The organism is Marinobacter fuscus (assembly GCF_003007675.1).
In the GTDB taxonomy this organism is placed as follows: Bacteria; Pseudomonadota; Gammaproteobacteria; order Pseudomonadales; family Oleiphilaceae; genus Marinobacter; species Marinobacter fuscus.
In genome coordinates this window covers 156,206-181,660 of sequence record NZ_PXNP01000076.1, presented here as the reverse complement: position 1 = coordinate 181,660, position 25,455 = coordinate 156,206, and the positions used below count along the sequence as shown (strand labels likewise).

The window sequence follows — 25,455 nt, the reverse complement described above, 5'->3', positions numbered from 1 at the left end:
TGTCGGGTGTGGAGTAATGCTGATCATTCCTTATCCAAATGCCCGCAGCCGGGCGTGACAGACCGGAGACACCCATGAAGATCATGATTGCCTACGACGGCTCGCGAAACGCGAAGCTGGCACTGGCCCAGACCATCACCATGTTCCGGCGGCTGGAGCCGCAGATCGTGCTGGTGGCGGTGGCAGAAAACCCCCGGGACATTACCGCCGGGAATGAGGATTTGTTCCAGCAGGAAGTGGACGAGCTCAAGGCCCACCTGCAGGAAGCCATGGCGGTGTGCGACAGCGAACAGGTGCAGGCAGAAACCCTGATGCTGGAGGGCGATGCCCGCAAGAGCCTGCTGTTCGCGGCGGAGAAGAAAGTCCGGCCCGATATGCTGGTGATTGCACGCCATAGTCATGAACCGGATGGCGGCTTTATTGCCCGCTCCCTGACCTATTTCGTGGATGAACTGGATTACATGACCTTCGGCAGCGTCAGCTCGTTCCTGGCCCGTCGCATCCAGTGTCCGCTCCTGATTCTGCCCAGCCTGTGATGGCGGGCGCCTGTGTTTCTATTTGCTAGCCCCGGGAGGCTGAAATGAAAGTCGCTGACGTATTCCGCGTCCGCAATCCGGAAATCAGGGCACTGCACCTGACCTGGATTGCCTTCTTTATTACCTTTTATGTCTGGTTCAACATGGCGCCGCTGGCGTCCAGTATGCTCAAGAGCGTCGACTGGCTGACCAAAGACGACTTGCGCCTGTTTGCCATCTGCAACGTGGCGCTGACCATACCGGCACGGATCATCGTGGGAATGGCGCTGGATCGGTTCGGCCCGCGCCGGGTGTTCTCGGTGCTGATGGTGCTGATGTCCATTCCGGCACTGGTGTTTGCCTTCGGTAACACCATGACTCAGTTGCTGGTCAGCCGTCTGGTGCTCAGCTCCATTGGCGCCAGCTTTGTGGTGGGGATTCACATGACCGCCATGTGGTTCAAGCCCCGGGATATCGGCTTTGCCGAGGGCTTTTACGCGGGCTGGGGTAACTTTGGCTCCGCCGCTGCGGCCATGTCTCTGCCCACCATCGCCATTACCATGTACGGCGGCGATGACGGTTGGCGCTGGGCCATCGCCCAGAGTGCTATTGTGATGGCTGCTTACGGTATCTATTACTGGTTCGCCATTACCGACGGCCCGGTCGGCACCGTACACCGCAAGCCCCGGAAGGCGGTGGCACTGGAAGTCAGTAGCTGGGGCGATATGGTTAAGCTGATCCTGTGGACGATTCCGCTGGTGGGTGTTCTGGCGATTTTGGTCTGGCGTATTCAGAATATGGGCTACCTGACCGCAACCGGGGCAGTAGTCTGCTACGCGGTGATCTTTGCCATCGTTTGCTACCAGGTGGTGCAGATATTACGGGTTAACGTCCCGATTCTGAAAAAAGGCGTGCCAGAGGACGACAAATACCCGTTTAACAGCGTAGCCGCCCTGAACAGCACCTATTTCGCCAATTTTGGCGCGGAGCTGGCGGTAGTCTCCATGCTGCCGATGTTCTTCGAGGAAACCTGGAGCCTCAGTGCGACCGCTGCGGGGCTGATTGCCGCTTCCTTCGCGTTCGTCAATCTGCTGGCGCGCCCCATGGGTGGCCTGGTCTCCGACCGCATGGGTAACCGCCGCTTCGTGATGCTAAGCTACATGTTCGGTATCTCTGTGGGCTTTGCCCTGATGGGCTTGCTGGATTCCAACTGGCCGCTGATTGTGGCGGTGGCGATTACCGTGTTTACGTCCTTCTTCGTGCAGGGCGCGGAAGGGGCCACCTTCGGAATTATCCCATCCATCAAGCGCCGCTTAACCGGCCAGATTTCCGGCATGGCGGGGGCCTACGGCAACGTGGGTGCGGTGGTGTACCTGACCATTTTCACCTTTGTTACCCCGACCCAGTTCTTCTTCATCATTGCCGCCGGTGCCTTTATCAGTTGGGTGCTGTGCATCATGTGGCTGAAGGAGCCAGAAAGTGGCTTCTCCGACGAGTACCATGTGTCCTCGGTCGATCGTCAGATCGAAGAAGAGGAACGCCAGCGACTGGCTGCCCAGACTGCCCGCTAACAAGGGTTCCCCGGAACCCGAAACTGTGACAACCCGCCGCGGAGCAATCCCGGCGGGTTTTTGCGCTCAAGCCCGGTCAAAGAGGCTTCATATTCCAGCCCTGGTCGGTTCCGTACAGATAATCGGTTAGCGCGATGTTGCCCAGAAACGAATCATCATGGGAGATCACCACAAGTGTGCCCGGATAGCCCCGAAGCAGGGCTTCTAGGGCCTGCAGTGACGGTAGATCCAGGTGGTTGTCGGGTTCGTCCAGCAACAATAGCTGTGGCGGGGAATCTGCATAGAGCAGGCAGGCAAGGGCACCCTTGAGACGCTCGCCGCCGCTCAGGGTGCTGGCAGGGGTGGCTGCGTCAAGATGGCCCATTCCGCTGCGTTCCAGTTGGGCTTGCACCCGTTGCCGTATGTCCCATTGATCGGCCAAGGTATCGAAATCCTCAGTCCGGGTGCTGCCACGCTCAATGCGAGCCAGTAGTGTTTTTCCCACGCCGTTGCGGCCAACCAAGCCTGTTGGTTGTTGATCGAACGCCTGGGTCAGGCCGGAAAAGAGCGCTCTGCCATCCGGCAGAACATAAGACACGTCTTGCAGCGTTAGATAGATAGTCGTCATGCGGTATTCCAGAGATGCCAATAGCTCCCCCTGCTGATGGGGCGGTGGAGACTGGCCGTTTCACAACGGCGGCATCAGTAGCGCATCGGACGAATACCTCAGAGTGGAAATGAACGGATCAGATAGTACACCTGTGGGCACGAAATGAACAACCCGCAACGGAAGACGCCGACCCAGTGGGCCGGCGAGCAGAGGTTTAACGCTTCAGGCTGGGTAATTACGGGTTTTTGATGTAGGCGTTCTTGCGCAGATAGAACCACCAGTTCACCACTAGGCACACCGCATAGAACACTGCAAACCCGTACATGGCCACTTCCGGAGTGCCAGCCTGGATTTCCTGGCCCATTACCCGGGGCGCGATGAAAGCGCCGTAGGCAGCTACCGCAGATGTCCAGCCCAGTACCGGGCCTTTCTGCTGCTGGTCAAAAATGTAGCCAATACTGCGGAAGGTGGAGCCGTTACCGATGCCGCTGGCGGCGAACATCAGAATGAACAGGATCAGGAACAGGGCGAAGTAGCTGTTCGGGTCGGTTGAGTTGTAGGCCAGCATCATGACGTAGCCCGTGGCCACCGATGCCACTACCATGATCACGGAAATGATCTGGGTAACGATAGAGCCGCCCATCTTGTCGGAGATCCAGCCACCCACCGGGCGAATCAGCGCGCCCACGAACGGCCCCATCCAGGCCCAGGTGAGGGCGCTGGGCGCGTCCGGGTTGACCACGCGGGTAACCGTGCCATCGGCTGCCACTTCCATCATGTTGCCGAAAATGACGCTGATGGACAGTGGCAGGGCGGCGGAGAACCCGATGAAGGAGCCGAAGGTCAGGATGTAGAGCACGGTCATAGACCAGGTGTGCTTGTTGCTGAAAATGGCGAACTGGTTCTTGATGTTTGGCTTGATGTCGCCGGGGATCATGCGCAGCAGCGCCAGGGTCAGCAGAATGGTTACCGGCAATGCCAGCCACATATTCATCACCGACAGGGCCCAGACACCGGCGGCGGAGGTGAGTACGCCAACGCCGTAGAGGCCGAGAATCTTGCCAAAGGCCGACATGGGGTTGCCCGGGTTGGGTGTCACCACCTTCAGGTTGTTCATGCCGAACCAGCCCGCAAAGGCCAGCGGAATCAGGAACACCATCCAGATGAAGCCAGCGTTCTGGATCCAGGTGTCGGTACCGGCCTCAATCCGGCCGATCAGGGTGCCGCTGGGGCTTTGCAGCTGCATCGGATCACCGGCCAGCGCGCCGAATACGCCCGCAGTCATTACCAGCGGAATCAGAATCTGCATGGTGGTCACGCCGAAGTTACCCAGCCCGGCGTTCATGCCCAGGCCATAGCCTTGCTTGCTCTTGGGGTAGAAGGCGCTGATGTTGCTCATGGAGCAGGCAAAGTTACCGCCACCGATGCCGGACAACAGAGCGAGCGCCTGGAACACGATAAACGGGGTGTCCGGGTTCATCAGCGCAACGCCGGTACCGAACGCCGGGATCATCAGCAGGGCCGTGGTCAGGAAGATGGTATTGCGGCCTCCGGCAATCTTGATCATGAATGAGGCGGGAATACGCAGGGTAGCGCCAGACAGGCCAGCGATGGCGCTGAGGGTGAATAGCTGCTCAACGCTGAAGGCAAAACCCAGGTTCTGCATCTGGGTGGTGATCATGCCCCACATCAGCCAGATGGCGAACCCCATCAGCAGGCTGGGTATGGATATCCACAGGTTGCGGGACGCGACTTTCTTGCCCTCGCGTTCCCAGAACTCCTCGCTTTCGACGTCCCAGTGTTCAATGTCGGCGTTGGTTTTTGCCATGGCTTTGCTCCTCGATGGTTCGCCTGAAGTGGCCAAAACGATGGCCTTCACGGCTTTGCGCCATTGTGCAAAGGAGAGCTGCTGTTCATTCCTGATGATTATCAAGGAAAAATTCTGCCGTTATGATCTTGCTTCTCGAGTGTTTGCCAGGTTTGGTTTTTGTTCTTTTAAATTAATATAAAACAATAGTTTATAAGAGTGGTACGCCGGAGGGGGTAGTTCGCCCCGGTGCTGGCGCAGTAGAGGTAGCCATTCATTTCCGGGCGGATGTTGCTCTGGGCCCGGCGGAGTGGCTTGTGTTGTAGAGCGTCAGCAGTTGAATGTTGACCCCGGCGAAGGCCAGTGACCAGCAGGCTGCTGCCAGCCAGAGGTGGCCAGGCCGGGCAAAGGGCGTGGCGCCCGCGAGATACCGGGCGAGACTGGCAATACCCATCAACAGGGCCATGGCAAGTACCTGCCAGGCCGGGGGGAATTGCCGTTTGGCACGCTGCCAGGCCAGCCTTAACATCACACTGCACGACAGCGTACCCAAAGCGCCAATCGCAATGATGTGAAGCGCGGGCAGCACGGCTTTCCCGGCCAGCAGGTGATAGCCGGTTACCAGAGCACCAGCGGCCAGCCACAGATAGCCCAGGGCAAGCACCAGAAGGTCGGGCCGGTCAAGGCAGTGCCAGAGTTTCCAGCGCAGTGTTCTGGCCAGAATCAGGCCCGCTGTTGCCGCAAGCAGAAACCCTGTGGTGGTGCGGGCGACTGGAAACAGCATAGCTACCATTGCCAGGGGCAGCAGGATCAACAGCGCTCCCTCCAGCCGGGGCTGTACCCGAGCCCGCAGGGGGATGCCTCGTTTTTCCAGAGTGCCAGCCACCGCCGGGGCGATAATTCGCCCTCCCATAAAGGTCATCAGCAGCAACAGCCCGATGATGGCAGTGTGCATTACCGTGGCGGTGGCCGGAAACGGCAGGCCTGCCGACACCAGCAGGTAAAGCAGGGCCAGCAGACACAGGGCCAGAATCAGTGGCCCGGCAATTTTGTTGCGCCATTTTTTTGCGGCCTGAAAACGCGGCACCACCCGGTAGGCCAGCAGCAGTGCAAAGGCCGGGCTCAGCAGCTGGGTTGCCAGCGCGTCCGGGAAGAGTAGCCAGGCAAGCCGGGCGCCGAGCCAGAGTGCTGCCAGGGGCGCCAGAATGCGCCAGGGTTGGGGCCCGAGCGTGTAGCCGGCAATTAACGCCAGAGCGAAACCGAAGATCAGCTCATGGCCGTGGCCAGCCCCCAGAAGCCCGGGCGGCCAGCCAGAACCGGACAGCACGGCGTGCACAGACAGCGGCACAACCAGCGCTGCCCAGATGGCGGCGGCAGGAAAGAACAGCCAGAACGCGTGGAAGGGCTTTTGGGGCTTGTTGGTCGTCATGGGCGGGCCAGGCTTGCGTCAGACTTGCCTAAAGTCATGTGATGTCCTTGAAGGAATGGCATGGCTTCACTAAAAGTATCATCAACAAGACATGATACAGGGGGTTGTCATGACAATCACACAACTGCTTAGCCTGCCGTTCTCCGGAAACGGCGTCTGGCAGGATCTTCGACGAATGGATTTTTCCATTCCATTTTTGGCCTGGGTGATCGTTGTACCCATGTCGTTTCTGCCACCGGTGCTGCTGTATTACGCCGGGACGCACTACGGCGATGCGTTTATTCAGGGATTTGCCGACAAGGAGTGGCGCTTTATAACCACCATCCTGTTTCTGGCGGAGTTACTGACGTTCTTCGTGATGGGGTGGCTGATCAAGGCGGTGTTGGATGGCCACAATCTGCAGGTCAGCTACCAGGATTCCTACCTGCTGGCAGCCATTGCGCCATTGCCCCTTTGGTTGTCGTCACTGGCGCTGCTGGTGCCGGTGCTGGCAGTGAGTGTGCTGGCGGTGTTCGCGGGTATGTTCTTGTCCTGCGCTTTGATTTATCAGGGTATTCGTTCTCTTTGTAAACGAACCCAGAATGATGTGTTGGCGATGTCCGCCACCTACACCGTGATGGCGGCGTCTCTGCTGGCCTGGGGCTTGTTGATGGCCATGGTTTGGGCGTTTTGAGGCGTCAGGCAACAGCGTGGGGTAGAACACCAAAGTAAATCGCGCTGAAATGGCAGGCGCTGCCGCCAATCACAAACAGATGCCAGACCGCATGCATGTAGGGCACGCGGTCTGCCAGGTAAAACGCAACCCCGGCGGTGTAGACAATGCCGCCGGCGATGGTCAGGTGCAGCGCCGTCTCACTCAGGTTGGCCACCAGATCCGACGAAGCAAAGGTAATCAGCCAGCCCATCGCAATGTAGATTCCCACCCTTACCAGCTTGTACCGGTTTCGGAAAATCACCTTCAGAATCACACCGGTTAACGCCAGCGACCAGATGACCGCAAAAAGCGTCCAGCCTGTGGTGCCTCGCATGTTCACCAGCAGAAACGGTGTGTAGGTACCGGCAATCAGCAGAAAGATGGCGCAGTGATCCAGTGTTTTGAAGGCCGTTTTCAGTCTCGGGTGTCGGGCGCCGTGGTACAGAGCTGAGGCCAGGTACAGCAGGATCAGTGAGGCGCCAAAGATGCTGAAACTGACGATTTTCCAGGCATCGCCCAGGCGGCTGGCGCCAACAATCAGAGCCACAGTGCCCGCCACGCTCAGCAGGGCGCCCAGGCCGTGGGTTGCGCTGTTGATCCATTCTTCAATTCGATGGTGGGGAGAGTTTGTCAGGGAATGGTTCGGGCTCATAAGCGTGTATTGGCCTGCGTGGTGAATGGCAAAAACAACCAAAGGATATTTCAGCGTACAGGTGTACGCAAATAAAACTTGTGATAGACATTGTGTCCTGATCAGAAAAACTGAACAAACTGGCGGAAATCTTCCGTTTTCCTCATTTGCGCTCGCCGGTTAGGCTTTGCTGGTCTTTTTGAAACACAACGGAGTGCATGAAATGGCAAAAGTTCTGGTGCTTTATTATTCGATGTATGGCCATATTGAAACCATGGCCAACACCATTGCCGACGGTGCCCGCAGCGTTGACGGTGTGGATGTGGTAGTGAAGCGGGTGCCGGAAACCATGACCGATGAGGCGTTTCTGGCAGCAGGAGGCAAGGCCGACCAGTCGGCTCCGGTGGCCGATCCGAAAGAACTCGCTAATTACGATGCCGTGATTTTCGGCACGCCCACCCGCTTCGGTAACATGGCGGGCCAGATGCGCACCTTCCTTGATCAGACCGGGGGCCTATGGGCCGAGGGCAAGATGTTTGGCAAGCTGGGAAGTGTGTTTACCTCGACCGGCACCGGGGGTGGTCAGGAGCAGACCATCACCTCATTCTGGACGACCCTGGCCCACCACGGCATGGTGCTGGTGCCCGTGGGTTATGGTACGCCGGAGTTTTTTGATATCTCCGAAGTGAGTGGTGGAACCCCGTACGGCGCGTCGACCATCGCTGGCGGTGACGGCAGTCGCCAGCCCAGTGAAAAGGAACTGGCGATTGCGCGTTTCCAGGGCAGGCATGTGGCCAGCCTGGCCGCAAAACTGCACGGGTGAAGCTGGCAAAGCAGGCTGCGGCGCAGAATCGCCGCAGCTTCAGGCAGGCTTGCCTTGTTTCGCGAAAGAGGTTTTCAGCCGGGAGAAAGTGGCCGGTACCACGCCGAGCCATGATGCCAGTTGGTTATCGGGTACACGTTTGACCAATTCCGGGTACTCATCCAGCAGTAACTGGTAGCGTTCGCGGGCTGACATGGTGTGTTTGCGATATTCCCGCATGCTGGTCAGCTCCGCAATTTCTTCAGTCAGCACCAACGCGAAATTGTGCCAGAGGCCGTCGCCATAACTCTGGATGGCTGAACGAAAGGCGGCGAAATCGGCCACCCACAAGGTCGCCGGTAGCACGCTGGTCAGGCACAGGGTGTTGCGAACAGTGCGACTACGGCCGAATACCGGCCAGATCAGATCGCCTTCGGTAAAGAAGTGATGTACCGCGACCTTGCCGGAGTTCGATTCCCGGAACAGTCTCACAATGCCGTACTGGATCAGATACACATTGCCCCAGGGGCGGTCGTGCTTTTCCAGAGGTGTTTCCAGGTCTACCCGCTGTTGCTTGAACAGGCTGGCCAGATGGCTGAGAAAGCGGGCGTCGGGATCGTCCTTGTTTTCATTGAGGCAGATACCAAAGGCGTGGCTCAGGCCGTTCAGCAAAGCCACCTCCGCAGGGGCTGAGTCATAATGAATCAGTTCATCGCTGTCACTGCCCAGCAAGCACGGTGCCGAGGCCACGGCGGGCCTGAAACTGCTGCTCATATCTTGTTCCCTACTGCGTTGGCGTAGATCAATTATCCTACCATAGTTGGAAAGAACGAAATGACTTAAACCATTAAGGCTGTTTGACGGAATCGATAAGAGCAACTACGGCCCGGCGAGACCAGTCGGGCCGTATGAGGATAAAGGCGGGCGCAGCCCGCCCCGGGGTGTCAATGGCTGGTGCCCTCTTCGTAGTTGATCTTGTTCCAGACATTGTATTTGCCGGACGGCTTTTTCATTGGAATGCGTTTTTCTTCCTCAAGGCTGTCGGCGTCGTAAACGATCACCGCACCGTCGTCATCCCAGATGCTCAGCAGCAGCTTCTCGCCGTGGCGGTCAAACTCCACGTGGGCGGCCACCTTGCCGGGCTCCGGTTGCAGTGTTTTGACGATTTCCAGGGTCTGCTTGTCGATGATGTGCACTTTGTCGGCGTTGGGCCCGAAGAACACATCGGCCCAGGCGTAACGGGAATTTTCGTGACTGCGCATGAAGAAGCCCGGGCCTTCGGTCTCCAGGGTTTTGATCACTTCCCAGGTGTCCATGTCGATGATGGAAATGGCACCAGCCCGGAAGTGCGGAGTCGCCATTACCCGGCGGCCTTCATATTCCCAGGTGATGCCGGAGCCCAGGTGAGGCATGCCGGGCAGGGGCAGTTCGGCGGTGGTGGTACCGCTGTCCAGGTCAATCACCACGCCGTGCTTGCCGTCCCGGGCGGCACCGATCAGGTGCTGGTAGCCGGGGTCGAAAAAGAAGTCATCCAGCAGGGTGTCGGTGGTCATCCGTCGTACAGCCGCTTTGCGATTTTCAACGGTGATTTCCCAGGCTTCAGGGATGTCTTTCAGTGCGGCGATAAAGCTGCCTCTGGGTGGGGCGGTGTAGACGGCGCTCACCCGGGAGCTGTCGCCCTGGCTGTTCTGTACCGGAATAAAATCCAGCATTTCCAGATTGGCGGCATTGAACAACACCAGGGTGTGGGGTAAGTAGTTGGCGGCCATCACGTAGTGGCCGTCGGCAGACACGGCAATGTTACGCATGTTGATGCCGGCCCGGACTTCCGCCACCACCTTCAGGTTGTATATGTCGTATTTGGTGATCCAGCCGTCCCGGGAGCCAAAATACACGTAGCGGCCATCGGGGCTGTACTTCGGGCCGCCGTGCAGGGCAAACCGGCTGGCAAAGCGATGGATGGGTTCCATGGTGTCGCCGTTCAGCAGGGTGACGTGATGGTCACCAATCTCCACCACCAGGAACAGGTTCATCAGATCGGCGTCGAACACCGGCTTGTCCGGCAGGGAACCCTGGGCATGGCTGACTTCCCGGCTGTTGCGGATTTCTGCTTCGCCCCATTTCAGCTCGTGGCTTGGTGGCTGATAGATGAAGTCCGTCAGGGCACTGATCTGCTGATCGTTCAGGATCTTGGCGTAGCCTGCCATCTGGGTGGCGGGGCGGCCCTCGCGAATGACTTTTTCCGCCTGGCTCGCCTTCAGTCGCCCGAGGTTTTCCGGCAGCAGGGCCGGGCCCATGCCGCCCAGGCGATCCGGGCCGTGGCAGGCAGCACATTGCTGCAAATACAGGGTTTCAGTGTCTGAGCTTGTTGCCGCCAGTAGCGGAGTGGGCATCAGGCTGCTGGCCAGAATCAGGATTCCGGCCAGGTGTGTGCGGGTTTGGTTCAGGTTCACCAGTGACTGCTCCTGGTTGTTCAGCGGTGGTACAGGTTTATGCAGAGGTGCGACTGGCGGCGACCGGCCCGGCGAGGGCGCTGTGCCAGCCAGCCAGGGCGGGGCGGGCCAGCTTGTCTGCCAGTTGTACCACTTCGCCGACAATGATCAGTGTTGGTGGCTGAAAGCCTTCCCGGTCGATGGTAGCCACCAGGTCGTCCAGGGTGGTCACTGTCATGTGTTGCAGAGGCGTGGTGCCACGCTCCACCAGCGCCACCGGGCAAGCCCCGGACAGGCCGTGGGCGGTCAGTTCCCGGACGATGGTCGGGGCGTTGTGCAGGCCCATGTAGAACACTCGCGTCTGCCCCGGCGCGGCCAGCACCTGCCAGTTCAGCTCCAGCGTCTGGTCGGCCTTGCGGTGGCCGGTAACGAACGTCACGCTCTGGGCATAATCACGATGGGTAAGGGGAATGCCACAGTAAGACGCACATCCGGCGGCGGAGGTGATGCCCGGGACAACCTGAAAGTCGATGTCGTTATCGACCAGAAACTCAGCCTCTTCGCCACCTCGGCCGAAGATATACGGGTCGCCCCCTTTCAGCCGAACCACCCGGCGTTGCTGGATGGCCAGTTGTACCAGCAGTTCGTTAGTTTCTTCCTGGGGAACAAAGTGGCAGCCGCTGGCTTTGCCCACGTGAATGCGCTCGGCCCTCGGGTTCACCAGTTCCATAATCTGCGGCGATACCAGGCGGTCGTACACAATGGCGTCGGCCTGCTGAATCAGCATCAGGGCGCGCAGCGTTAACAGCCCCGGATCTCCCGGGCCTGCGCCGACAATGGCAACCTCACCGGCCCGCAAGGGTTGTTCCGCTAACTGGAACTCCACCAGGCACTTCTTTCGGGTGTTTGTGGTCATGGCACAGTTCCTTACAGGTTGTGAACCGGAATTTCGATCACCGGTGCGGCGACCCGTCTCGGGGTGGTGTCCACCACGCCGATTTCTTCGTTGGTGAGGTAGCAGCCGGGGTCTTCTTCCCAGAAGTCGCCGGAGACGTTGTAGGCCCTCACCCGGGTATTGCCGTTGCAGATTGTCAGGAACTTGCAGTCGGCACAGCGGCCTTTCACAGGCCGTGGGTGCTGGCGGAAACCCTGCATCAATGGATCGGTGGTTTCAGACCAGATCTTCGAGAAAGGCGTCTCTCGCACGCTGCCCAGGTTGTGATCCCACCAGAAGGTGTCTGGATGCACCACGCCCAGGTTGTCGATGTTGGAGATGTTCACACCGGAGGAGTTGCCACCCCAGTTGGTCAGCCGTTGGGTGAGCGCCTCCACCTGGTCGGGATAGTGCTCTTTGGCCCATTCAATCAGGAAGGGGCCGTCGGCATCGTTGTTGCCGGTAACGTATTCCCGTTCAATACCCCGCTGCAGTTCGTTGTGGCAGTGGTTGAACAGCAGGGTCATGGCCTCGCGGGTCATGTCGTACCAGGCATCGCGCTTCTTGTTGCGGCCGCCCCGGCCGGAGTAATTCAGGTGCGACAGATAGAACTTGTCGATCTGATGCTCATCCAGCATCTCGAGCATGGCGGGCAGTTCGGGGTAGTTGTCCTGGGTCAGGGTAAAGCGCAGGCCCACCTTGATGCCCGCCTGTTTGCACAGGGCCACCGCGTGCATGGATTCCCTGAAAGCCCCTTTCTTCTGGCGGAACTCGTCGTGGGTCTGCTCCAGGCCGTCGATGCTGATGCCCACGTAGTCGTAACCCACCTCGGCAATCTTGTCGATGTTCTCTTCGGTGATCAGGGTGCCGTTGGTGGACAGCCCCACGTAAAAGCCCATGGCTTTGGCGCGGTGTGAGATGTCGAAAATGTCCGGGCGCATTAAAGGTTCGCCGCCGGAGAGAATCAGTACCGGAACCCCGAAGACCTTGAGATCGTCCATGACCTTGTAGACTTCCTGGGTGCTCAGCTCGCCCTTGAAGTCGATGTCAGCAGAGATGGAATAGCAGTGTTTGCAGGTGAGGTTGCAGCGGCGGATCAGGTTCCAGATCACCACCGGGCCGCTGGGCTTGGGCACCGGGCGCACCGGCGCCGGGTTCATCAGACTTTTGATGTAACGAGTCATGCGAAACATAAGTTCTCTCTCTCATCAGGAGTGGCATGTCTGCCTCTCCGGGCGGGCCTTTTGCAGCTCTCTACCCTTCCAACTATCCCCCTGTCTGTGGCCTGTATCCATACCTTTGATGGAGTAGGTCAGGGGGTACGTGCTATTGCTTATCTGCTTGTTTTCTCAGCCGTAATCCAGTTTTCTTCAGGATGGCAGAACTGTACAGAATGGTGTGTCCGGAACAGGCACCGCCCAGTACTTCGCGAATCAGCCCGGCCTTGTGTTCCACTTCGTCCCGGCTGGTGCCGTGCACCATGGCAAACAGGTTGTAGCTCCAGTAGGGCAGGTGCCGGGGCCGTTGGTAGCAATGGCTGACAAAGGGCAGGCAGCCGACCCTTTCGCCCAGCATGGCGATGTCATTATCCCGCACATCCCAGACGGTCATGCCGTTGAACCGGTAGCCCAGCCGGTAGTGATCCGGCACTGCCGCAACCCGGCGAATCACGCCGCTCTGCTGCATTTGCTGGAAGCGGGAAAGAACTTCGTCGGCAGGCATGTCCAGCTGTTCGCCCAGTTCGGCCCATGGGTCGGGTACCAGGGGCAGGCCGGATTGGGTGGCCAGAATCAGTTGCCGATCCTCTGCGCTTAAAGGCTCAGACTTCAAAGTGGAGGTGGACATGGAACTCCTGCTCCTTGGGCATGTTGTAGACCGGATAGCCGGTGAGCGACTCGATTCGCTCAATGGTTTCGGCAATGCCTTCCGGGGTTTCCGTGGCCAGTACAAACCACATGTTCAACTCGTGTTCGCGGCGGTAGTTGTGTGCCACTTCGGGAAAGCTGTTGACCTGCTCGGTTACCCGGACAAAATCCTGTTGCGGAATCCGCATGGCGGCCAGGGTCAGCCCGCCGCCCATTTCGCCCGCGTGGAACATGGGGCCGAAGCGGGTGAGAGTGCCGTTGTCGAGCAACGCTTTCAGATGTTGCAGCAAGGTGGTTTCTGACACGCCCAGTTCGTTGGCAACGTCTTTGTAGGGTGTGCGGGTTAGCGGTAAACCGTACTGCAGACGGTTGATAATGGCCCGTTCCAGCGGCGTGAATTCGGGCAGGGGTAAATCGGCATCCTTGCGTTCAGCAATTGCTGACATAGCGGCCTCCGCGCTGAAGATAGGCTTTGTTGCTGAAAAGTACGGCGTGCGGGATGTGCTGTAATCCTTGTTCCCGGATCATGGTGTCCAGTTGTCCGAGCACACGATCCCGATTGACTCCGTGAATCATGCAAAACAGGTTGTAGGGCCAGTCTGGAAGCCGCCTGGGGCGCTGGTAGCAAAGGGTGACAAAGGGCACTGAGGCAAAGGTCTTGCCCAGAATGCCCACCTGTTCATCGGGAACATCCCAAACCACCATGGCGTTGGCCCGGTAGCCGAGGGTGCGGTGTTTGACCACCAGCCCCAGGCGCTTGATCAGGCCTTGGGTCTGCCATTGTTGAATGGCGTCCATAACTTGCGGCTCGCTTAATCCGGTACGCTCGGCCAGTGTCTGGTAGGGCCGGGGGGTCAGCGGCAGGCCGTTTTCCAGTTGTTCCCGCAAACGGAGCAATCCCCAGGCGCTCACGGCCTGCGGATCCAGTAAAAAATTTTGGGGCTGGTTGCTGGCGGGCACATTCATGGCAGAGCCTCCCAGTCAATCGCAAAGCCCAGGTCGATGTGGTAACCCTCGACCATCGGAAGTCTGAGTATGGGTAGCTTCAACTGCTGCTCCAGTTCGTCCAGCCGTTCGTCCAGCGTGTCTTCGTCCGGCGCGGTCATCACGAACCAGAGGTTGTAGGTGTGCTCCCGGGCGTAATTATGGTTTACCCCCGGGGCACGATTGATGCGCGCGGCCACCAGATCCATCTGGGCCTCCGGTGCCGCGACGGCAGCCAGCAGGCTGGCGCCTGCCCGGCTGTGTTCGAACACCGGCCCGACCCGGCTGAGTACCTGCTGTTCCTGAAGGCGGCACAGGCGTGTGATTACCTCGTCTTCGGTCAGGCCCAGTGTTTCGGCCATTTCCTGATAGGGGCGCTCACAAACCGGCAGGTCTCGTTGGTACCTGTCGATCAGTTGCCTGTCTGCCGCATCCAGTCTCATCAGATTGCTCCTTCGGGCCGGGGCCGGGCTTAGTACACGTCGTGCTGAGTGTTGTAGACGTTGAACTTGCCAGTCGGGGTAATCAGGCGTTCGTCTTTGATTACCTTCTTCAACTTGCGAGTCTTGTCGTCCACGATCACGATGGCTGATTTCTTGTCTGAGGTATTCCAGACAGAGAACCAGACTTCGTCACCCGCCACGTTGTACTCGGGCTGAACCACACGCTTGGGTCCTTCGCCAAGATCGGCCCACTCGGCAATCGGCAGTACTTCATAGCCTTTGTCGAAGTTGTTGATGTCGAAGACTGCAACACTCTGGCTGACCGCTTCGGCCGGGTTCAGAGCTGTGTCCACATACAAGTTCTTGGACTTCGGATGGGTCTTCACGAACAGTGAGCCACCACCCTGGCCATCGACTGTGCGTACGACTTTCCAGGCTTTGTCCGGATGGTTCTTCGGATCGGTACCGATCATCTGGATGGTTTGGTCACCAAGGTGAGAGGTTGCCCATACCGGGCCGTGATCCGGGTCGATGAAGTTGGCGCCACGTCCCGGGTGTGGGATCTTGCCAACATCCACCAGGGCCTCCAGGTTACGATCCTGGGCATCCACAACAGCGATCTTGTCGGAGTTGTTGGCGGCGGTCAGGAAGTAACGCATGCTGGCATCCCAGCCACCGTCGTGCAGGAACTGCGCGGCGTCGATGGTGGTGATGGACAGCGCGTCCAGGTCTTCATAGTTGGCCAGCATGATCTTGCCGGTTTCTTTCACGTTGACGATAAATTCCGGGTGCGCATGGGAGGCAACGATGGCCGCAACCCGTGGCTCCGGATGGTATTCCTGGGTGCCAACGGTCATGCCGCGAGTGCCTACGATCTTCTTCGGCTCCAGGGTTTCACCGTCCATGATCACGAACTGGGGCGGCCAGTAGGTACCGGCAATCGCCAGCTTGTCTTCCCAGCCCTTGTACTTGGAGGTCTCGACAGAGCGGGCTTCCATGCCAACCTTGATCTTGGCGACGGTGTCCGGGTTTTCCATCCACAGGTCAACCATGTTCACCAGGGCGTCACGACCAATAACAAACAGGTACCGGCCAGAGGCAGACATCCGGGAGATGTGCACCGCATAACCGGTCTTGATGATGTGGGCGATCTCCTTGGTGTCGCCGTCAATCAGCGCAATTTCACCGGCATCACGCAGGGTCACACTGAACAGGTTTTTCAGGTTCAGCTTGTTCATCTGCTTGGTGGGGCGATCCTCGGGCGGAATCACCACTTCCCAGGTGGCCTTCATCTCTTCCAGGCCATACTCGGGAGGCTGGGGCGGCTCGTGCATGATGTACTTGGCCATCAGTTCGACGGTGGCTTCGTCGAAGTCACCGGAGGTGAGCCAGTTCGGCATACCCGCCGGAGAGCCGTAACTGATGAAGGCCTTCAGGTAATCAATACCGCGCTCCTGGGTAATGTCCGGGGTCAGCGGCTTGCCGGTGGCGCCCTTACGCAGAACGCCGTGACAACCGGCGCAACGCTCGAAGTAGATCTGCTTGGCCTTTTCAAACTCGGCGTCGGTCAGATCCGGGGCACCCGGTGAACGCACAACTTTGGCAGAGGCTGCGTCGATCGCGCTGGGTGCGCTTTCATAGGCAGCGGATGCGGGGTCTACATGCTTCTTGGTCTGGGCCTGGGCAGTCATTACGCCCATAGACGTAATGGCCACGGCCAGGGCCAGTGGTTTGATCATCATTTGGCTTACTCTCATCAGGGTCTCTCCTTGGGGTTCAAGAGTACTCCTAGGGTTCTCTTGTTATAGGTTGTGAGCCTTGATTAATGTCAGAAAAAGATAGCTTTTCAAGAGAGTACCTCCCCATGGGTATATGCTGTATATCTAAAGACCAGTGGATACCCTGCTCAAATTTAATCAATATCAAGGTCATGATTTTGCTGGAATTGCAGCATGGCCATACATCGTTCGGGAGAGCTGTAATGAAAAAGTCCGTTGCGGGCTTTCGCTGGCGGCACAGTGTGCTGGCTGGTTTGATGCTGATCACGGCCAACGCCCTCGCAGGCGCTCCGGAAAACGAGGCCGAGTTGAAGAATTTTGTGATTCAGGACTGCGGTTCCTGCCACGGGCTGAAACTCAAGGGAGGGCTTGGGCCACCTCTGAGGCCGGAAGACATTGCCAGCCTGCCGGCACTGGCCATTGCCGCCATTATCCGCGAAGGCGTACCCGGTACCGCCATGCCGCCCTGGAAAGCCCTGCTGACGGACCCGCAGATTGCCTGGATCAGCCAGCAACTGAAATCCGGCGCGCTGCTTGCGCCGGAACACGCCGACCTTCAAAGCCGCTGATGCCTCAAGGATTCCCATGAAACGATATCTTGCGCCTGTTGTACTTAGCCTGGCCACCGCGCTTGCGGGCTGTCAGTCGTTGCCATCGTCCTCCTCATCTTCATCTGCCGATCAACCCGTGACTTTACGGGGCACGGGTGACCTGGGGCTGATTATCGAGCGGGCCACGGGGTCGGTGCTGGTGATTGATCATTCGGAACACGAAATTCTTGGCCGGGTGGAAGGGCTCGGCGACCTGTCCCATGCCTCGGTGGTGTATTCCCGGGATGCGCGTTACGGCTATGTGTTTGGTCGTGACGGCGGGCTCACCAAAGTCGATTTGCTTACCCGCACCATCAGCGAACGGGTGATTCAGGGTGGCAACAGTATTGGTGGCGCGATTTCCCAGGATGGCCGCTATGTGGCGGTGTCCAACTATGAACCGGGCGGGGTCAATATCTTTGATGCCGAAACGCTGGAGACCCTGATGGAAATTCCAGCGGTCTACACCAATGCCGAGGGTGAGCAGGGGCAGTCGAAAACGGTGGGCCTGGTGGATGCCCCGGGTAACCAGTTTGTCTTCAGCCTGTTTGAGGCTGGCGAGATCTGGACGGTAGACATGCATTCCACACCGCCGGATGTTGCCCGGTACGACGCGGGCAAGGAACCCTACGATTCTCTGATCACGCCCGACGGCCGTTATTACATCGCCGGGCTGTTTGGTGAAGACGGTCTGTCGATGATGGATTTGTGGGCACCGGAAAAGGGGGCGCAGACCATCCTGCCGGACTACGGCAAGGGCGAACAGCGGTTGCCGGTTTACAAGATGCCGCATCTGGAAGGTTGGGCCATTGCCGATGGCTACGCCTTTGTGCCTGCGGTGGGGCGTCATGAAGTGCTGGTTGCCAATATGACTGACTGGAGCATGGTGGATCGCATCCCCGTGCAGGGCCAGCCGGTGTTTGTGATGTCCAGCCCGGATAATCGGCAGATCTGGGTCAGCTTTGCCCATCCGAAGAATGATGTGGTGCAGGTGATCGATTCCCAGACCCGGAAAATTATTCGTACGCTGGCGCCGGGCAAATCGGTACTGCATATGGAGTTCACGCCCCGGGGTGAAGAGGTCTGGGTATCCTCCCGGGACAGCGACCGGGTGACCGTTTACAGCACCCGTACCTTGGAGCCAGTGGCAACACTGCCAGCTCACAAACCGTCCGGTATTTTCTTTACCAGCCGGGCCCACAGGCTGGGCCTGTAAGTGACACCTGTTCGAAGTGGATGGCTGCTGGCGGCGGGGTTGTTCGCCGCCGGGCTTACCCAGGCGGGCGAACCACTTCGGCTGAATGTAAGCACCGACGCCCGCTCCACCACCGTGGCCGGTTATCGATTGCATAAGTACCTGGCCAGCCGCAACTGCGAGGTGGAACTGGGCTTCAACCAGCGCCAGGCGGCTGATTTGGTGTACCGGCCCGCTGTAACAGAAGGGCGGCTGGTATTGACTGCTCTGAACCGGGTTGGCGAGTTGCCAGTACCGGTCTGGGTAACCCGCAAGACCGCTGGCGTCGGTTCGCTGGCCGAGTTGGAGGGGCGGGGTGTATCGCTGATTGCCGGTGCCGATCCGCTGTCCGGCAGCCTGGCGCTGGCAGCCCTGGCACAGCAGGGTGTCCGGCCGGATAAGGGCCAGCGTTACGAGGCTGGGGACTTCAGCTCTGCTCTGGGCTTGTTGTTGCACAATAATACCCATGCTGCGGTGTCGGAGCTGGGGCTGGTAACGCCGTTTCTTGAAGCCCAGGGGCTGACCATTACCTGGCAAGGCGCCGAGGTTTCAGGCGCAGGCTGGTATGCCGAACAGCCGCTGGGTTCGGCTGCTGGCGAACCCTGCCTGGCGGCACTGGCCGACCTGAAACGCAGTGACGACCGGCAGATATTCATCGTTTTTCCGGAGTGGGTTCACGGCTTTGCCAGAACCGGCTCCCCGCACTGAAAAGGACTCTGCATGACCTTCTATCAACCCGCAGGCAACGAAGTCGAACTGTTCACCGCCGCCGCTGAAAACGGCCTTCCGGTGCTGATCAAGGGGCCAACCGGTTGTGGCAAAACCCGGTTCGTGCGCTATATGGCCGAAAAACTCGGGCGGCCGGTGTACACCGTGGCCTGTCACGACGATCTGACCGCCTCAGACCTGGTGGGCCGACACCTGATCGGGCCCGAAGGCACTTACTGGCAAGACGGGCCGCTGACCCGAGCGGTTCGGGAAGGCGGCATCTGCTATCTTGACGAGGTGGTGGAAGCCCGCAAAGACACGACGGTGGTGTTGCATCCGCTGGCGGATGACCGCCGGGAACTGCCCATCGAGCGCACGGGCGAGCTGCTGCAGGCCGCGCCCGGATTTATGCTGGTGGTGTCTTACAACCCCGGCTACCAGAGTCTGCTCAAGGGCATGAAACCCAGCACCCGGCAACGGTTTGTGTCGATGAGTTTCGACTATCCGGAACCGGCTCTGGAGCAGAAGATCGTCCAGGAAGAATCTGGTTGTGACGAGGCGCTGGCAAAACAGCTGGTGGATCTGGCAACCTCCCTGAGAAAGCTGAAAGATCACGATCTGGAGGAAGCGGCATCTACCCGGTTGCTGATCCATACAGCGTATCTGGTGGCGTCGGGTATGCCTCATATCGAGGCCTGCCGGGCCGGTATGATTGAACCGCTGTCGGACGATGCGGTTACGGTAAATGCACTGATGGAGGTGGTGTATGCGGTATTCGGACAGTCTGAAGACTAAAGACCCCGGGGCGATTGCTCCGGTTATCTGGTATTTGCTGAACTTGCTGGCGTTGCCGATCATTGGCTTTCTGGTGCTGCTGACCATTGCCATAAAATCCGGTGAAGCCAGTGAGCTGCGCCGGGCCCACAGCAAGGCCGGGGTGTATATGTCGATTCTCGGCGCAGTGTTGATCAGCTCCGGGGTGGCGATTTGCTGGCTTGTGTACGGCAACACCGGGTTATTCTGGACTTACGCGATTGTCTGGGCGGTGGTGCTTCACACTTCGTTCGTGCTTTGGGGGATGATTTCACTGGCGCAGGCCATCGGGCACAAGCCGCCGTCGTTTCCGAAAAAGCTGATCTGATCTTTCTGGGGCTCAGGAGAGGCACAAAGGACGATCCTGAGCCACTTAACTTTTTAGAACAGAGGTCAACGTGTCTGCTGCAATATTGCCGCGATGAACTTCATCGTGGCAGATATTGCATAGCGTAATCAGGTTTTCGGGAGTGTTCGCTCCACCTTTGGCGTGATGCTCTATGTGATGCAGTTCCAGAAGGGTACGATAGCGATCGGCGGAGTTGCCGTTTTCGGGGTTCCATCCACAGTGTCGGCAGGTGAAGCCGTCCCTTTCCAGTACTTTTATTCGAACTGGGTCTGGTATTTTTCGATCATGCGCAGGTGCCTGCGGAGCTGTTCAGGGTTGTTTCGTTGAGAGCGCCGGGCCATGCTACGCCACTTTCCTCTCGTTTGATTTCTTGTGCGCCATAAGGTCGGAGACAAAGCGTGCCACGGCACCGGCAAAAATGGGTGGAACCGCATTGCCGATCTGGCGCGCTACTTCAATTTTGCTGCCGGTAAAGACGAAGTCATCAGGGAAAGACATGAGGCGTGCGGCCTCTCTATGAGTAATAGGCCGGTCCATGCTTGGATGCAGATATCGCCCTTTTTCCGGTTTGAAAAACTCGGTGCGAATGGTTACCGACGGTCTGTCCCACCAGAGTCTGCCGAAAAGGTCTGTACCTCCGGACTTTTTGTTAATCCAGCATTGGGGCGTGATGTCCGGGCGATTGCGCTGGAGATCAAATCGATTTCCTCCCGGGGGCACGGCTCTGTACCTTTCCAGGCTTTGCTGGGTAGGTGTTCTGCCAAAATGCAGATTCAAAGGAGGCGCTTCTGAATGGCGAATCTCGGTGCCTTCCGGTTCTGGTAAATCGGAAATAAACTCTTTCACGGTACGCCAATCCGGCAGGTTATCCGAGATCCCCGGTGCCGAATGGGTTTTGGGCGGCGGGAAATCCGGAAGCATACCAAACTTGAAGTCATCGACTTTGATGCCGATCGCGATGGCTCGCTTTCGCGTTTGCGGGGTGCCGTAATCTGCCATGTTCAAAACGGCGGGTTGGAGCAGTTCGAACCCCAGGTCGCCAGCGCGTTTGCAAATGTCCGAGAACTCCGGGCTTTTCAGTAACCCGGGGACATTCTCCATGACGAATATGGAGGCTCCGGATAGTTCGACAATATCCATGTAGGGCTCCCACAGGGCCCGGCGAATATCACCCTCTCGATTTTTATTGAGCAGACTGAAGCCCTGGCATGGCGGGCCGCCAATCACGATATCGGCAGGCGGAACCTGGTGGGATTCGAGCCAGTGATCAATATTGGCGTGATGACAGTGCTGGTCACTACCGAAATTCGCATTATAGGTATTGACCGCGTCTATATTGTTATCAATAGCCAGAATGCTCTCGAAATCGCCACAAAACCGTTCATCTGTGAATCCCAAAGACAGTCCGCCTGCTCCACAGAACAGATCGATCAGTTGGTGCTTGCTCGCCATTGGTCGCCCCTGTGCACGATCTTGAATATGTATGCCGTTACCCGGATGCTGTTTATATGTACAGTATTATAGGAAGGCCGAGTGAGCAAGCTTCGTTGCTTCGCAGGCAAAAAACAAGTGGGGATTATAACCGCGATCAGCGCTATTTTATTTCATCTAACCCAGCCAGCGAACCCCCGCCAACACAGCCACGACCACAATCGCCCAGCCCTGGGCGGCCATGCGCCAGCCCCAGGGGGCGTGTTTCATTTCCATGAAGTGGTCGACCAGTAGCACGGCTTTCACAATCACCAGGGCGAACACCAGCCACACCAGAACGGACAGGTCGGCACCGGCCTGCATGGCGATCACCGGGGTCATGGTGCAGATCATCAGGGCAACGTAAACCGCTAACATATCAGTCTCCTCAAGCCAGCACGTAAAGCATCGGGAACAGCACCAGCCACACCAGGTCGACCATGTGCCAGTAGGAGGCGCCGGATTCCATGCCGTTCATGTCATCGCCGTTGTAGTCGCCTTTCTTTACCTTTACCGCCAGCACCACCAGGATGATCTGGCCCAGTACCACGTGCATGAAGTGGAAGAAGGTGAGGAAGAAATAGAACATGAAGAAGGTGTCGGTGCCCAGGTTGTAACCGTTGCTGTAGAGGTCGGCGTATTCCCAGAGTTTGCCGAAGGTGTAGATGGACGAGGCGGCGACACCGGCCCAGAGCAGGGCGGCGGTGCCGGGTTTGCGGTCGCGCAGGCGATGTACCGACAGGGCCACCAGATAGCTGGCGGTGATCAGGCCGAAGGTATTGATCAGCCCGGTCCAGGGATGCAGGGCCTGGCGCCCGGCGTGGAAGGTGTCCGGGTCGAGGCTGCGGGCGATGCCAAAGCCGATAAACATGATGGCAAACACGGCCAGTTCGGCAAAAATGAAAATCCAGACGGCGATGTCTCCGGGCAGGTGTGCTGGGCGCCGGGCCTGAAGTTCGGTCATTTCGGTCTCCGTTAGCGGGTCAGGTTCATATAGAGTTTGGGCAGTTGGCCCGGCAGCTGTACCGGGTCTTTGATCACTACAAAGTTTCTGCTGCCGAAGATGTAGGGCAGGTATTCGTTGGCTTCTTCGTCGATGGTGACGCAGAAGGGGATAAGGCCTGCCTTGTGGGCTTCCTGAACGGCCATGCGGGTGTCTTCCACGCCGTAGCGGCCTTCGTACAGGTCGAGGTCGTTGGGTTTGCCGTCGGTCAGCAACAGCAGGATTTTCTGGCTTTCCGGCCGCGCCTGCAGCAGTTTGATGGATTGCCGGATGGCTGCACCCATGCGGGTGTAATAGCCCGGCTCCAGCGCCTGAATGCGGCCCCGGCTGACATCGTTGTAGGGTTCATCAAAGCCTTTGAGGTGATGGAAACGGATGTGATCCCGTCGTCTTGAGGAAAACGCGAACAGGGCGAAGGGGTCGCGGCTGGCGGTGAGGGCCTCACTGAGCAGTTGCAGGCCATCCCGGGCAATGTCGATCACCCGCTGGTGGTTGTTGATGTAGGTGTCGGTAGACAAGGACACGTCGGCCAGAATCAGGCAGGCCAGATCCCGCTGGTTTTGCTTGCACTGGCGGAACAGCTTCTGGTGGAGTTCGCCGCTGCCGCGCTGAAACTCCACGGCCCGCTCCAGGCAGGCATCCAGATCCAGCTCTTCGCCTTCCAGTTGCCGCCGTTCCCACTGGCGCAGCGGTTTGAGTGCGCTGAACTGGCGGCGCAGGGTTTGAGCCGGGCGCTTGAGGTGTTCCGGCAGTGGGCTGGGGACGGCTTCTTTGCTGAGCATGGGTTGCAGGCAGCAGAATTTTTCCCGGAACGCCTGTCGGCGCCAGTCCCATTCGGGCAGGTGAATGCCTGGCCCCAGGCGCAGGTCGTCGTGCTCTTCGGAAGGCAGATCCAGGTCGAACTTGATCGCGGAAGACGCCTCGCGCCGGTCTTGCGACACCGAGATCATATCCATGTCGTCCGCCACGGCGTCGGCGTCTTCCTCTTCGCTGTCATCACCGGCCCGGTCTACCGGAATGAATTCCGACCAGGAGAACAGGTTTTCCAGGCGGAACAGCATCAGACCCTGGTCTTTGTCGAAGGCATCCACCCGTTCGGCACGGCGGCGTTTGCGTTTTTTGGCCAGGCCGCCGGGTTGGGAACTGGTGTTGTCATCGCCCAGAACCTGGCCTTTGACTTTGCCTCGGGCCAGTACCGGATATAGCCAGAGAATCACCGGCCAGGGGTCGGTGAGAGCGTCTGGCAGTTCCTCCACGCTGCCCGGGTGAATCAGGGCCTGGCGGATCGCCTGCTCCCGTTTGCCTTCGTTGGCGGGCAGGCTGTCCGGGTCTGGCCGCCATTGCAGGGTGTGTTTGACCAACCGCTGATACACCGGCTCCAGTCCCGGCCAGCGCGCCAGCAGTTGTTGCACCATGGCCTGATTGCCCTGCAGCCAGCTGTGGTGATGAATTTCCCCCAGCGAGGCGAGCGCGGCCAGCCAGAGGTAGAGTTCCCGGTTGATTTTCTTCGAAGGGAACAGCGCCAGGCGGTCAGGCAGGCGCAGGCTTTCTTCGTCGCGCCAGGCCAGTTCGAACTTGCGGTGGGTGCCTGCCAGCTTCTGCAGGAAGCGGCGCCGGATCTGGAAGTGCCGGGGCTCGGCGGTCACCAGGCTCAGCGCCGGATCGCCGCCCATGGCGCGAAACAGCACACCAAGGGTTCGGGCCTCGTCTTTAAGGTGCACGGCGTATTCGGGAAACTCTCCCATGGCCTGGCGGGTAACATAATCATGCCATTTGAGTCCGACCCACTCTTCCATTTTGTATCCTCTTTCAGGCCCGCGTTTGGCGCGGCGCAACATCGACCTGGCGAACCGGTATCAGCACCGTCTGCTTGCCGGGTTGGCCAGGCTCCCAGGTCAGCAGGGAGCCTTCCGGGTTGTCTTTCTGTACTTCCCGGCAGGCGCTTACGCATTGCAGGCACTGGGTACAGCTGAATTTCGCCCGTTTGTGGCTGCGGGTTGGCAGTCGCATCGGGCAGGCTTCGTCACAGGCTTTGGTGCAGTCCCGGCAGGCCGCGGCCCGTGCGGTATCGAACGTGACCACCGGCGCCTTGCCGTTGGTCATCCAGGCAATGCTCTGCACAATGCCGAAGGCGCAGCCGTATTTGCAGAACAGGTGCCGGGCAAACAGAAAGTCAAAGGTAAACACCGAGGTGGCGACCGCCAGAAAAATGCTCGGGTAAAGGCTGAGTTGGCCGGTGACCAGGTCGGTGTACAGGGGAATGGGCGGCAGCAGATAGGACAACATCGCCAGCGCCCAGGAAAAACCGATCAGGCCACACACCAGGGTAAGGCCTACCCAGTGGATAATTTTGCCGGTACTGCCTTTTTTCAGGGCTTCCCAGAGGGTGGGGCGGCCGGTAATGCGGGTCATCAGGCCGTTGATGGTTTCCACCACAGAGAAATGCGGGCACAGCCAGCCACAGTACAGACGGCCCCATTTGAACGCTATCCAGAGCACCAGAGGCACCAGCACCATAATCGGCAGTATGAACCAGAACAGAATCTGCCCGGCCACTTCGGTGGGGGTGCTCTGGGCAACCCAGTTCAGATTCAGGTTGAATGAGAGGGGAAACCCGAAAAGAACAAAGTGGGTTTCGGTCAGGTCGTAACGGAAAATATTCAGTACAGGCGCAAGCAGAAACAACAGAAAGAAGGCGCAGCGGGTAATCAGGCGCTTCTGTTGCAGGGTGTCTTTCGGGTTAACGGTCTGCGCATGCACGGAAACGGTCCAGGGTTCAGGGAATGTGCCGGGGCCCGATAGCCCCGGCGGTTA

Annotated in this window: 28 protein-coding genes; 9 read left to right on the top strand and 19 right to left on the bottom strand. The window is 58.7% G+C overall.

All coding sequences use genetic code 11. From position 1 onward, the window contains the following. Positions 1 to 74 precede the first annotated feature (74 nt). Positions 75 to 536: a universal stress protein gene (locus tag C7H09_RS10390; RefSeq protein ID WP_106762447.1), complete on the top strand. Its 462-nt coding sequence runs from the start codon at positions 75 to 77 to the stop codon at positions 534 to 536. 44 nt (positions 537 to 580) lie between these two features. After that, positions 581 to 2,086: an MFS transporter gene (locus C7H09_RS10385; protein WP_106762446.1), complete on the top strand. Its 1,506-nt coding sequence runs from the start codon at positions 581 to 583 to the stop codon at positions 2,084 to 2,086. 76 nt (positions 2,087 to 2,162) lie between these two features. Here C7H09_RS10385 and C7H09_RS10380 read toward each other — a convergent pair whose 3' ends face one another. From C7H09_RS10380 to C7H09_RS10370, 3 genes are all read right to left on the bottom strand, one after another. Continuing rightward, positions 2,163 to 2,693 (bottom strand): ATP-binding cassette domain-containing protein, encoded by a 531-nt coding sequence (locus tag C7H09_RS10380; protein WP_106762445.1) that lies wholly within the window; start codon positions 2,691 to 2,693, stop codon positions 2,163 to 2,165. 217 nt (positions 2,694 to 2,910) lie between these two features. Then, positions 2,911 to 4,503, bottom strand: coding sequence for an MFS transporter (locus tag C7H09_RS10375; RefSeq protein ID WP_106762444.1), 1,593 nt, complete (start codon positions 4,501 to 4,503; stop codon positions 2,911 to 2,913). A 253-nt stretch (positions 4,504 to 4,756) separates the two neighbouring features. Beyond that, positions 4,757 to 5,911, bottom strand: a complete 1,155-nt coding sequence (locus tag C7H09_RS10370; RefSeq protein ID WP_106762443.1) for an NnrS family protein — start codon at positions 5,909 to 5,911, stop codon at positions 4,757 to 4,759. Between the two features lie 109 nt (positions 5,912 to 6,020). On the opposite strand from C7H09_RS10370, the gene C7H09_RS10365 reads away from it, so the two are divergent. Further along, entirely contained in the window at positions 6,021 to 6,584 is a 564-nt protein-coding gene (locus C7H09_RS10365; RefSeq protein ID WP_106762442.1) for a YIP1 family protein, read from the top strand. Positions 6,585 to 6,588: 4 nt separating this feature from the next. Here C7H09_RS10365 and trhA read toward each other — a convergent pair whose 3' ends face one another. Then, positions 6,589 to 7,257, bottom strand: a complete 669-nt coding sequence (gene trhA, locus C7H09_RS10360) for a PAQR family membrane homeostasis protein TrhA (protein WP_106762441.1) — start codon at positions 7,255 to 7,257, stop codon at positions 6,589 to 6,591. 202 nt (positions 7,258 to 7,459) lie between these two features. Here trhA and wrbA point away from each other — a divergent pair, with 202 nt between their 5' ends. Beyond that, positions 7,460 to 8,059, top strand: a complete 600-nt coding sequence (gene wrbA / locus C7H09_RS10355; protein WP_106762440.1) for an NAD(P)H:quinone oxidoreductase — start codon at positions 7,460 to 7,462, stop codon at positions 8,057 to 8,059. Between the two features lie 39 nt (positions 8,060 to 8,098). On the opposite strand, the gene C7H09_RS10350 is transcribed toward wrbA, so the two are convergent. The 9 genes from C7H09_RS10350 to C7H09_RS10310 form a co-directional block, all read right to left on the bottom strand. After that, positions 8,099 to 8,812 carry a Crp/Fnr family transcriptional regulator gene (locus tag C7H09_RS10350; protein WP_106762439.1) on the bottom strand — a complete coding sequence of 238 codons (714 nt, stop codon included), beginning with the start codon at positions 8,810 to 8,812 and terminating at the stop codon, positions 8,099 to 8,101. Positions 8,813 to 8,982: 170 nt separating this feature from the next. After that, positions 8,983 to 10,431 (bottom strand): cytochrome D1 domain-containing protein, encoded by a 1,449-nt coding sequence (locus C7H09_RS10345; RefSeq protein WP_420844190.1) that lies wholly within the window; start codon positions 10,429 to 10,431, stop codon positions 8,983 to 8,985. A 97-nt stretch (positions 10,432 to 10,528) separates the two neighbouring features. Next, complete coding sequence (cobA, locus tag C7H09_RS10340; protein WP_106762437.1) at positions 10,529 to 11,386, bottom strand: uroporphyrinogen-III C-methyltransferase; 858 nt, start codon at positions 11,384 to 11,386, stop codon at positions 10,529 to 10,531. An 11-nt stretch (positions 11,387 to 11,397) separates the two neighbouring features. Beyond that, complete coding sequence (gene nirJ / locus C7H09_RS10335) at positions 11,398 to 12,597, bottom strand: heme d1 biosynthesis radical SAM protein NirJ (RefSeq protein ID WP_106762436.1); 1,200 nt, start codon at positions 12,595 to 12,597, stop codon at positions 11,398 to 11,400. A 133-nt stretch (positions 12,598 to 12,730) separates the two neighbouring features. Continuing rightward, positions 12,731 to 13,249: a siroheme decarboxylase subunit beta gene (ahbB, locus tag C7H09_RS10330; protein WP_106762435.1), complete on the bottom strand. Its 519-nt coding sequence runs from the start codon at positions 13,247 to 13,249 to the stop codon at positions 12,731 to 12,733. Further along, positions 13,224 to 13,715: an Lrp/AsnC family transcriptional regulator gene (locus tag C7H09_RS10325; RefSeq protein ID WP_106762434.1), complete on the bottom strand. Its 492-nt coding sequence runs from the start codon at positions 13,713 to 13,715 to the stop codon at positions 13,224 to 13,226. The genes ahbB (C7H09_RS10330) and C7H09_RS10325 overlap by 26 nt, the downstream gene beginning before the upstream one ends. After that, a complete protein-coding gene (gene ahbB / locus C7H09_RS10320; protein WP_106762433.1) occupies positions 13,699 to 14,235 on the bottom strand; it encodes a siroheme decarboxylase subunit beta in 537 nt (178 codons plus the stop codon). The genes C7H09_RS10325 and ahbB (C7H09_RS10320) overlap by 17 nt, the downstream gene beginning before the upstream one ends. After that, a complete protein-coding gene (locus C7H09_RS10315) occupies positions 14,232 to 14,696 on the bottom strand; it encodes an AsnC family transcriptional regulator (RefSeq protein ID WP_106762432.1) in 465 nt (154 codons plus the stop codon). Before C7H09_RS10315 ends, ahbB (C7H09_RS10320) begins: the two co-directional genes overlap by 4 nt. Before the next feature lie 29 nt (positions 14,697 to 14,725). Continuing rightward, positions 14,726 to 16,453: a nitrite reductase gene (locus tag C7H09_RS10310; protein ID WP_106762431.1), complete on the bottom strand. Its 1,728-nt coding sequence runs from the start codon at positions 16,451 to 16,453 to the stop codon at positions 14,726 to 14,728. A 224-nt stretch (positions 16,454 to 16,677) separates the two neighbouring features. Between C7H09_RS10310 and C7H09_RS10305 the strand changes: the two genes are divergently transcribed. From C7H09_RS10305 to C7H09_RS10285, 5 genes are read left to right on the top strand one after another with little or no spacing between them, the layout of a single operon-like run. Further along, positions 16,678 to 17,043 (top strand): c-type cytochrome, encoded by a 366-nt coding sequence (locus tag C7H09_RS10305; protein ID WP_106762430.1) that lies wholly within the window; start codon positions 16,678 to 16,680, stop codon positions 17,041 to 17,043. A 16-nt stretch (positions 17,044 to 17,059) separates the two neighbouring features. After that, entirely contained in the window at positions 17,060 to 18,280 is a 1,221-nt protein-coding gene (locus tag C7H09_RS10300; protein ID WP_106762429.1) for a cytochrome D1 domain-containing protein, read from the top strand. Continuing rightward, complete coding sequence (locus tag C7H09_RS10295; protein WP_206074308.1) at positions 18,281 to 19,006, top strand: substrate-binding domain-containing protein; 726 nt, start codon at positions 18,281 to 18,283, stop codon at positions 19,004 to 19,006. Between the two features lie 12 nt (positions 19,007 to 19,018). Further along, positions 19,019 to 19,801 (top strand): CbbQ/NirQ/NorQ/GpvN family protein, encoded by a 783-nt coding sequence (locus tag C7H09_RS10290; protein ID WP_106762428.1) that lies wholly within the window; start codon positions 19,019 to 19,021, stop codon positions 19,799 to 19,801. Further along, positions 19,773 to 20,147: a hypothetical protein gene (locus C7H09_RS10285; RefSeq protein ID WP_106762427.1), complete on the top strand. Its 375-nt coding sequence runs from the start codon at positions 19,773 to 19,775 to the stop codon at positions 20,145 to 20,147. The genes C7H09_RS10290 and C7H09_RS10285 overlap by 29 nt, the downstream gene beginning before the upstream one ends. A 45-nt stretch (positions 20,148 to 20,192) precedes the next feature. Here the strand turns inward: C7H09_RS10285 and C7H09_RS20530 are convergent, their stop codons facing one another. From C7H09_RS20530 to C7H09_RS10255, 6 genes are all read right to left on the bottom strand, one after another. Then, positions 20,193 to 20,417, bottom strand: coding sequence for an HNH endonuclease (locus C7H09_RS20530; protein WP_420844189.1), 225 nt, complete (start codon positions 20,415 to 20,417; stop codon positions 20,193 to 20,195). Positions 20,418 to 20,510: 93 nt separating this feature from the next. After that, positions 20,511 to 21,620 carry a DNA cytosine methyltransferase gene (locus tag C7H09_RS10275; RefSeq protein ID WP_106762426.1) on the bottom strand — a complete coding sequence of 370 codons (1,110 nt, stop codon included), beginning with the start codon at positions 21,618 to 21,620 and terminating at the stop codon, positions 20,511 to 20,513. A gap of 156 nt (positions 21,621 to 21,776) precedes the next feature. Further along, the gene (locus tag C7H09_RS10270) at positions 21,777 to 22,016 is read right to left on the bottom strand and encodes a cytochrome C oxidase subunit IV family protein (RefSeq protein ID WP_106762425.1); all 240 of its coding nucleotides are present in this window, start codon (positions 22,014 to 22,016) and stop codon (positions 21,777 to 21,779) included. Between the two features lie 10 nt (positions 22,017 to 22,026). Further along, a complete protein-coding gene (locus C7H09_RS10265) occupies positions 22,027 to 22,602 on the bottom strand; it encodes a cytochrome c oxidase subunit 3 (RefSeq protein WP_106762424.1) in 576 nt (191 codons plus the stop codon). Between the two features lie 11 nt (positions 22,603 to 22,613). After that, positions 22,614 to 24,437: a nitric oxide reductase activation protein NorD gene (locus C7H09_RS10260; protein ID WP_106762423.1), complete on the bottom strand. Its 1,824-nt coding sequence runs from the start codon at positions 24,435 to 24,437 to the stop codon at positions 22,614 to 22,616. 13 nt (positions 24,438 to 24,450) lie between these two features. Then, positions 24,451 to 25,401 (bottom strand): 4Fe-4S binding protein, encoded by a 951-nt coding sequence (locus tag C7H09_RS10255; RefSeq protein ID WP_106762422.1) that lies wholly within the window; start codon positions 25,399 to 25,401, stop codon positions 24,451 to 24,453. Positions 25,402 to 25,455: the final 54 nt, after the last annotated feature.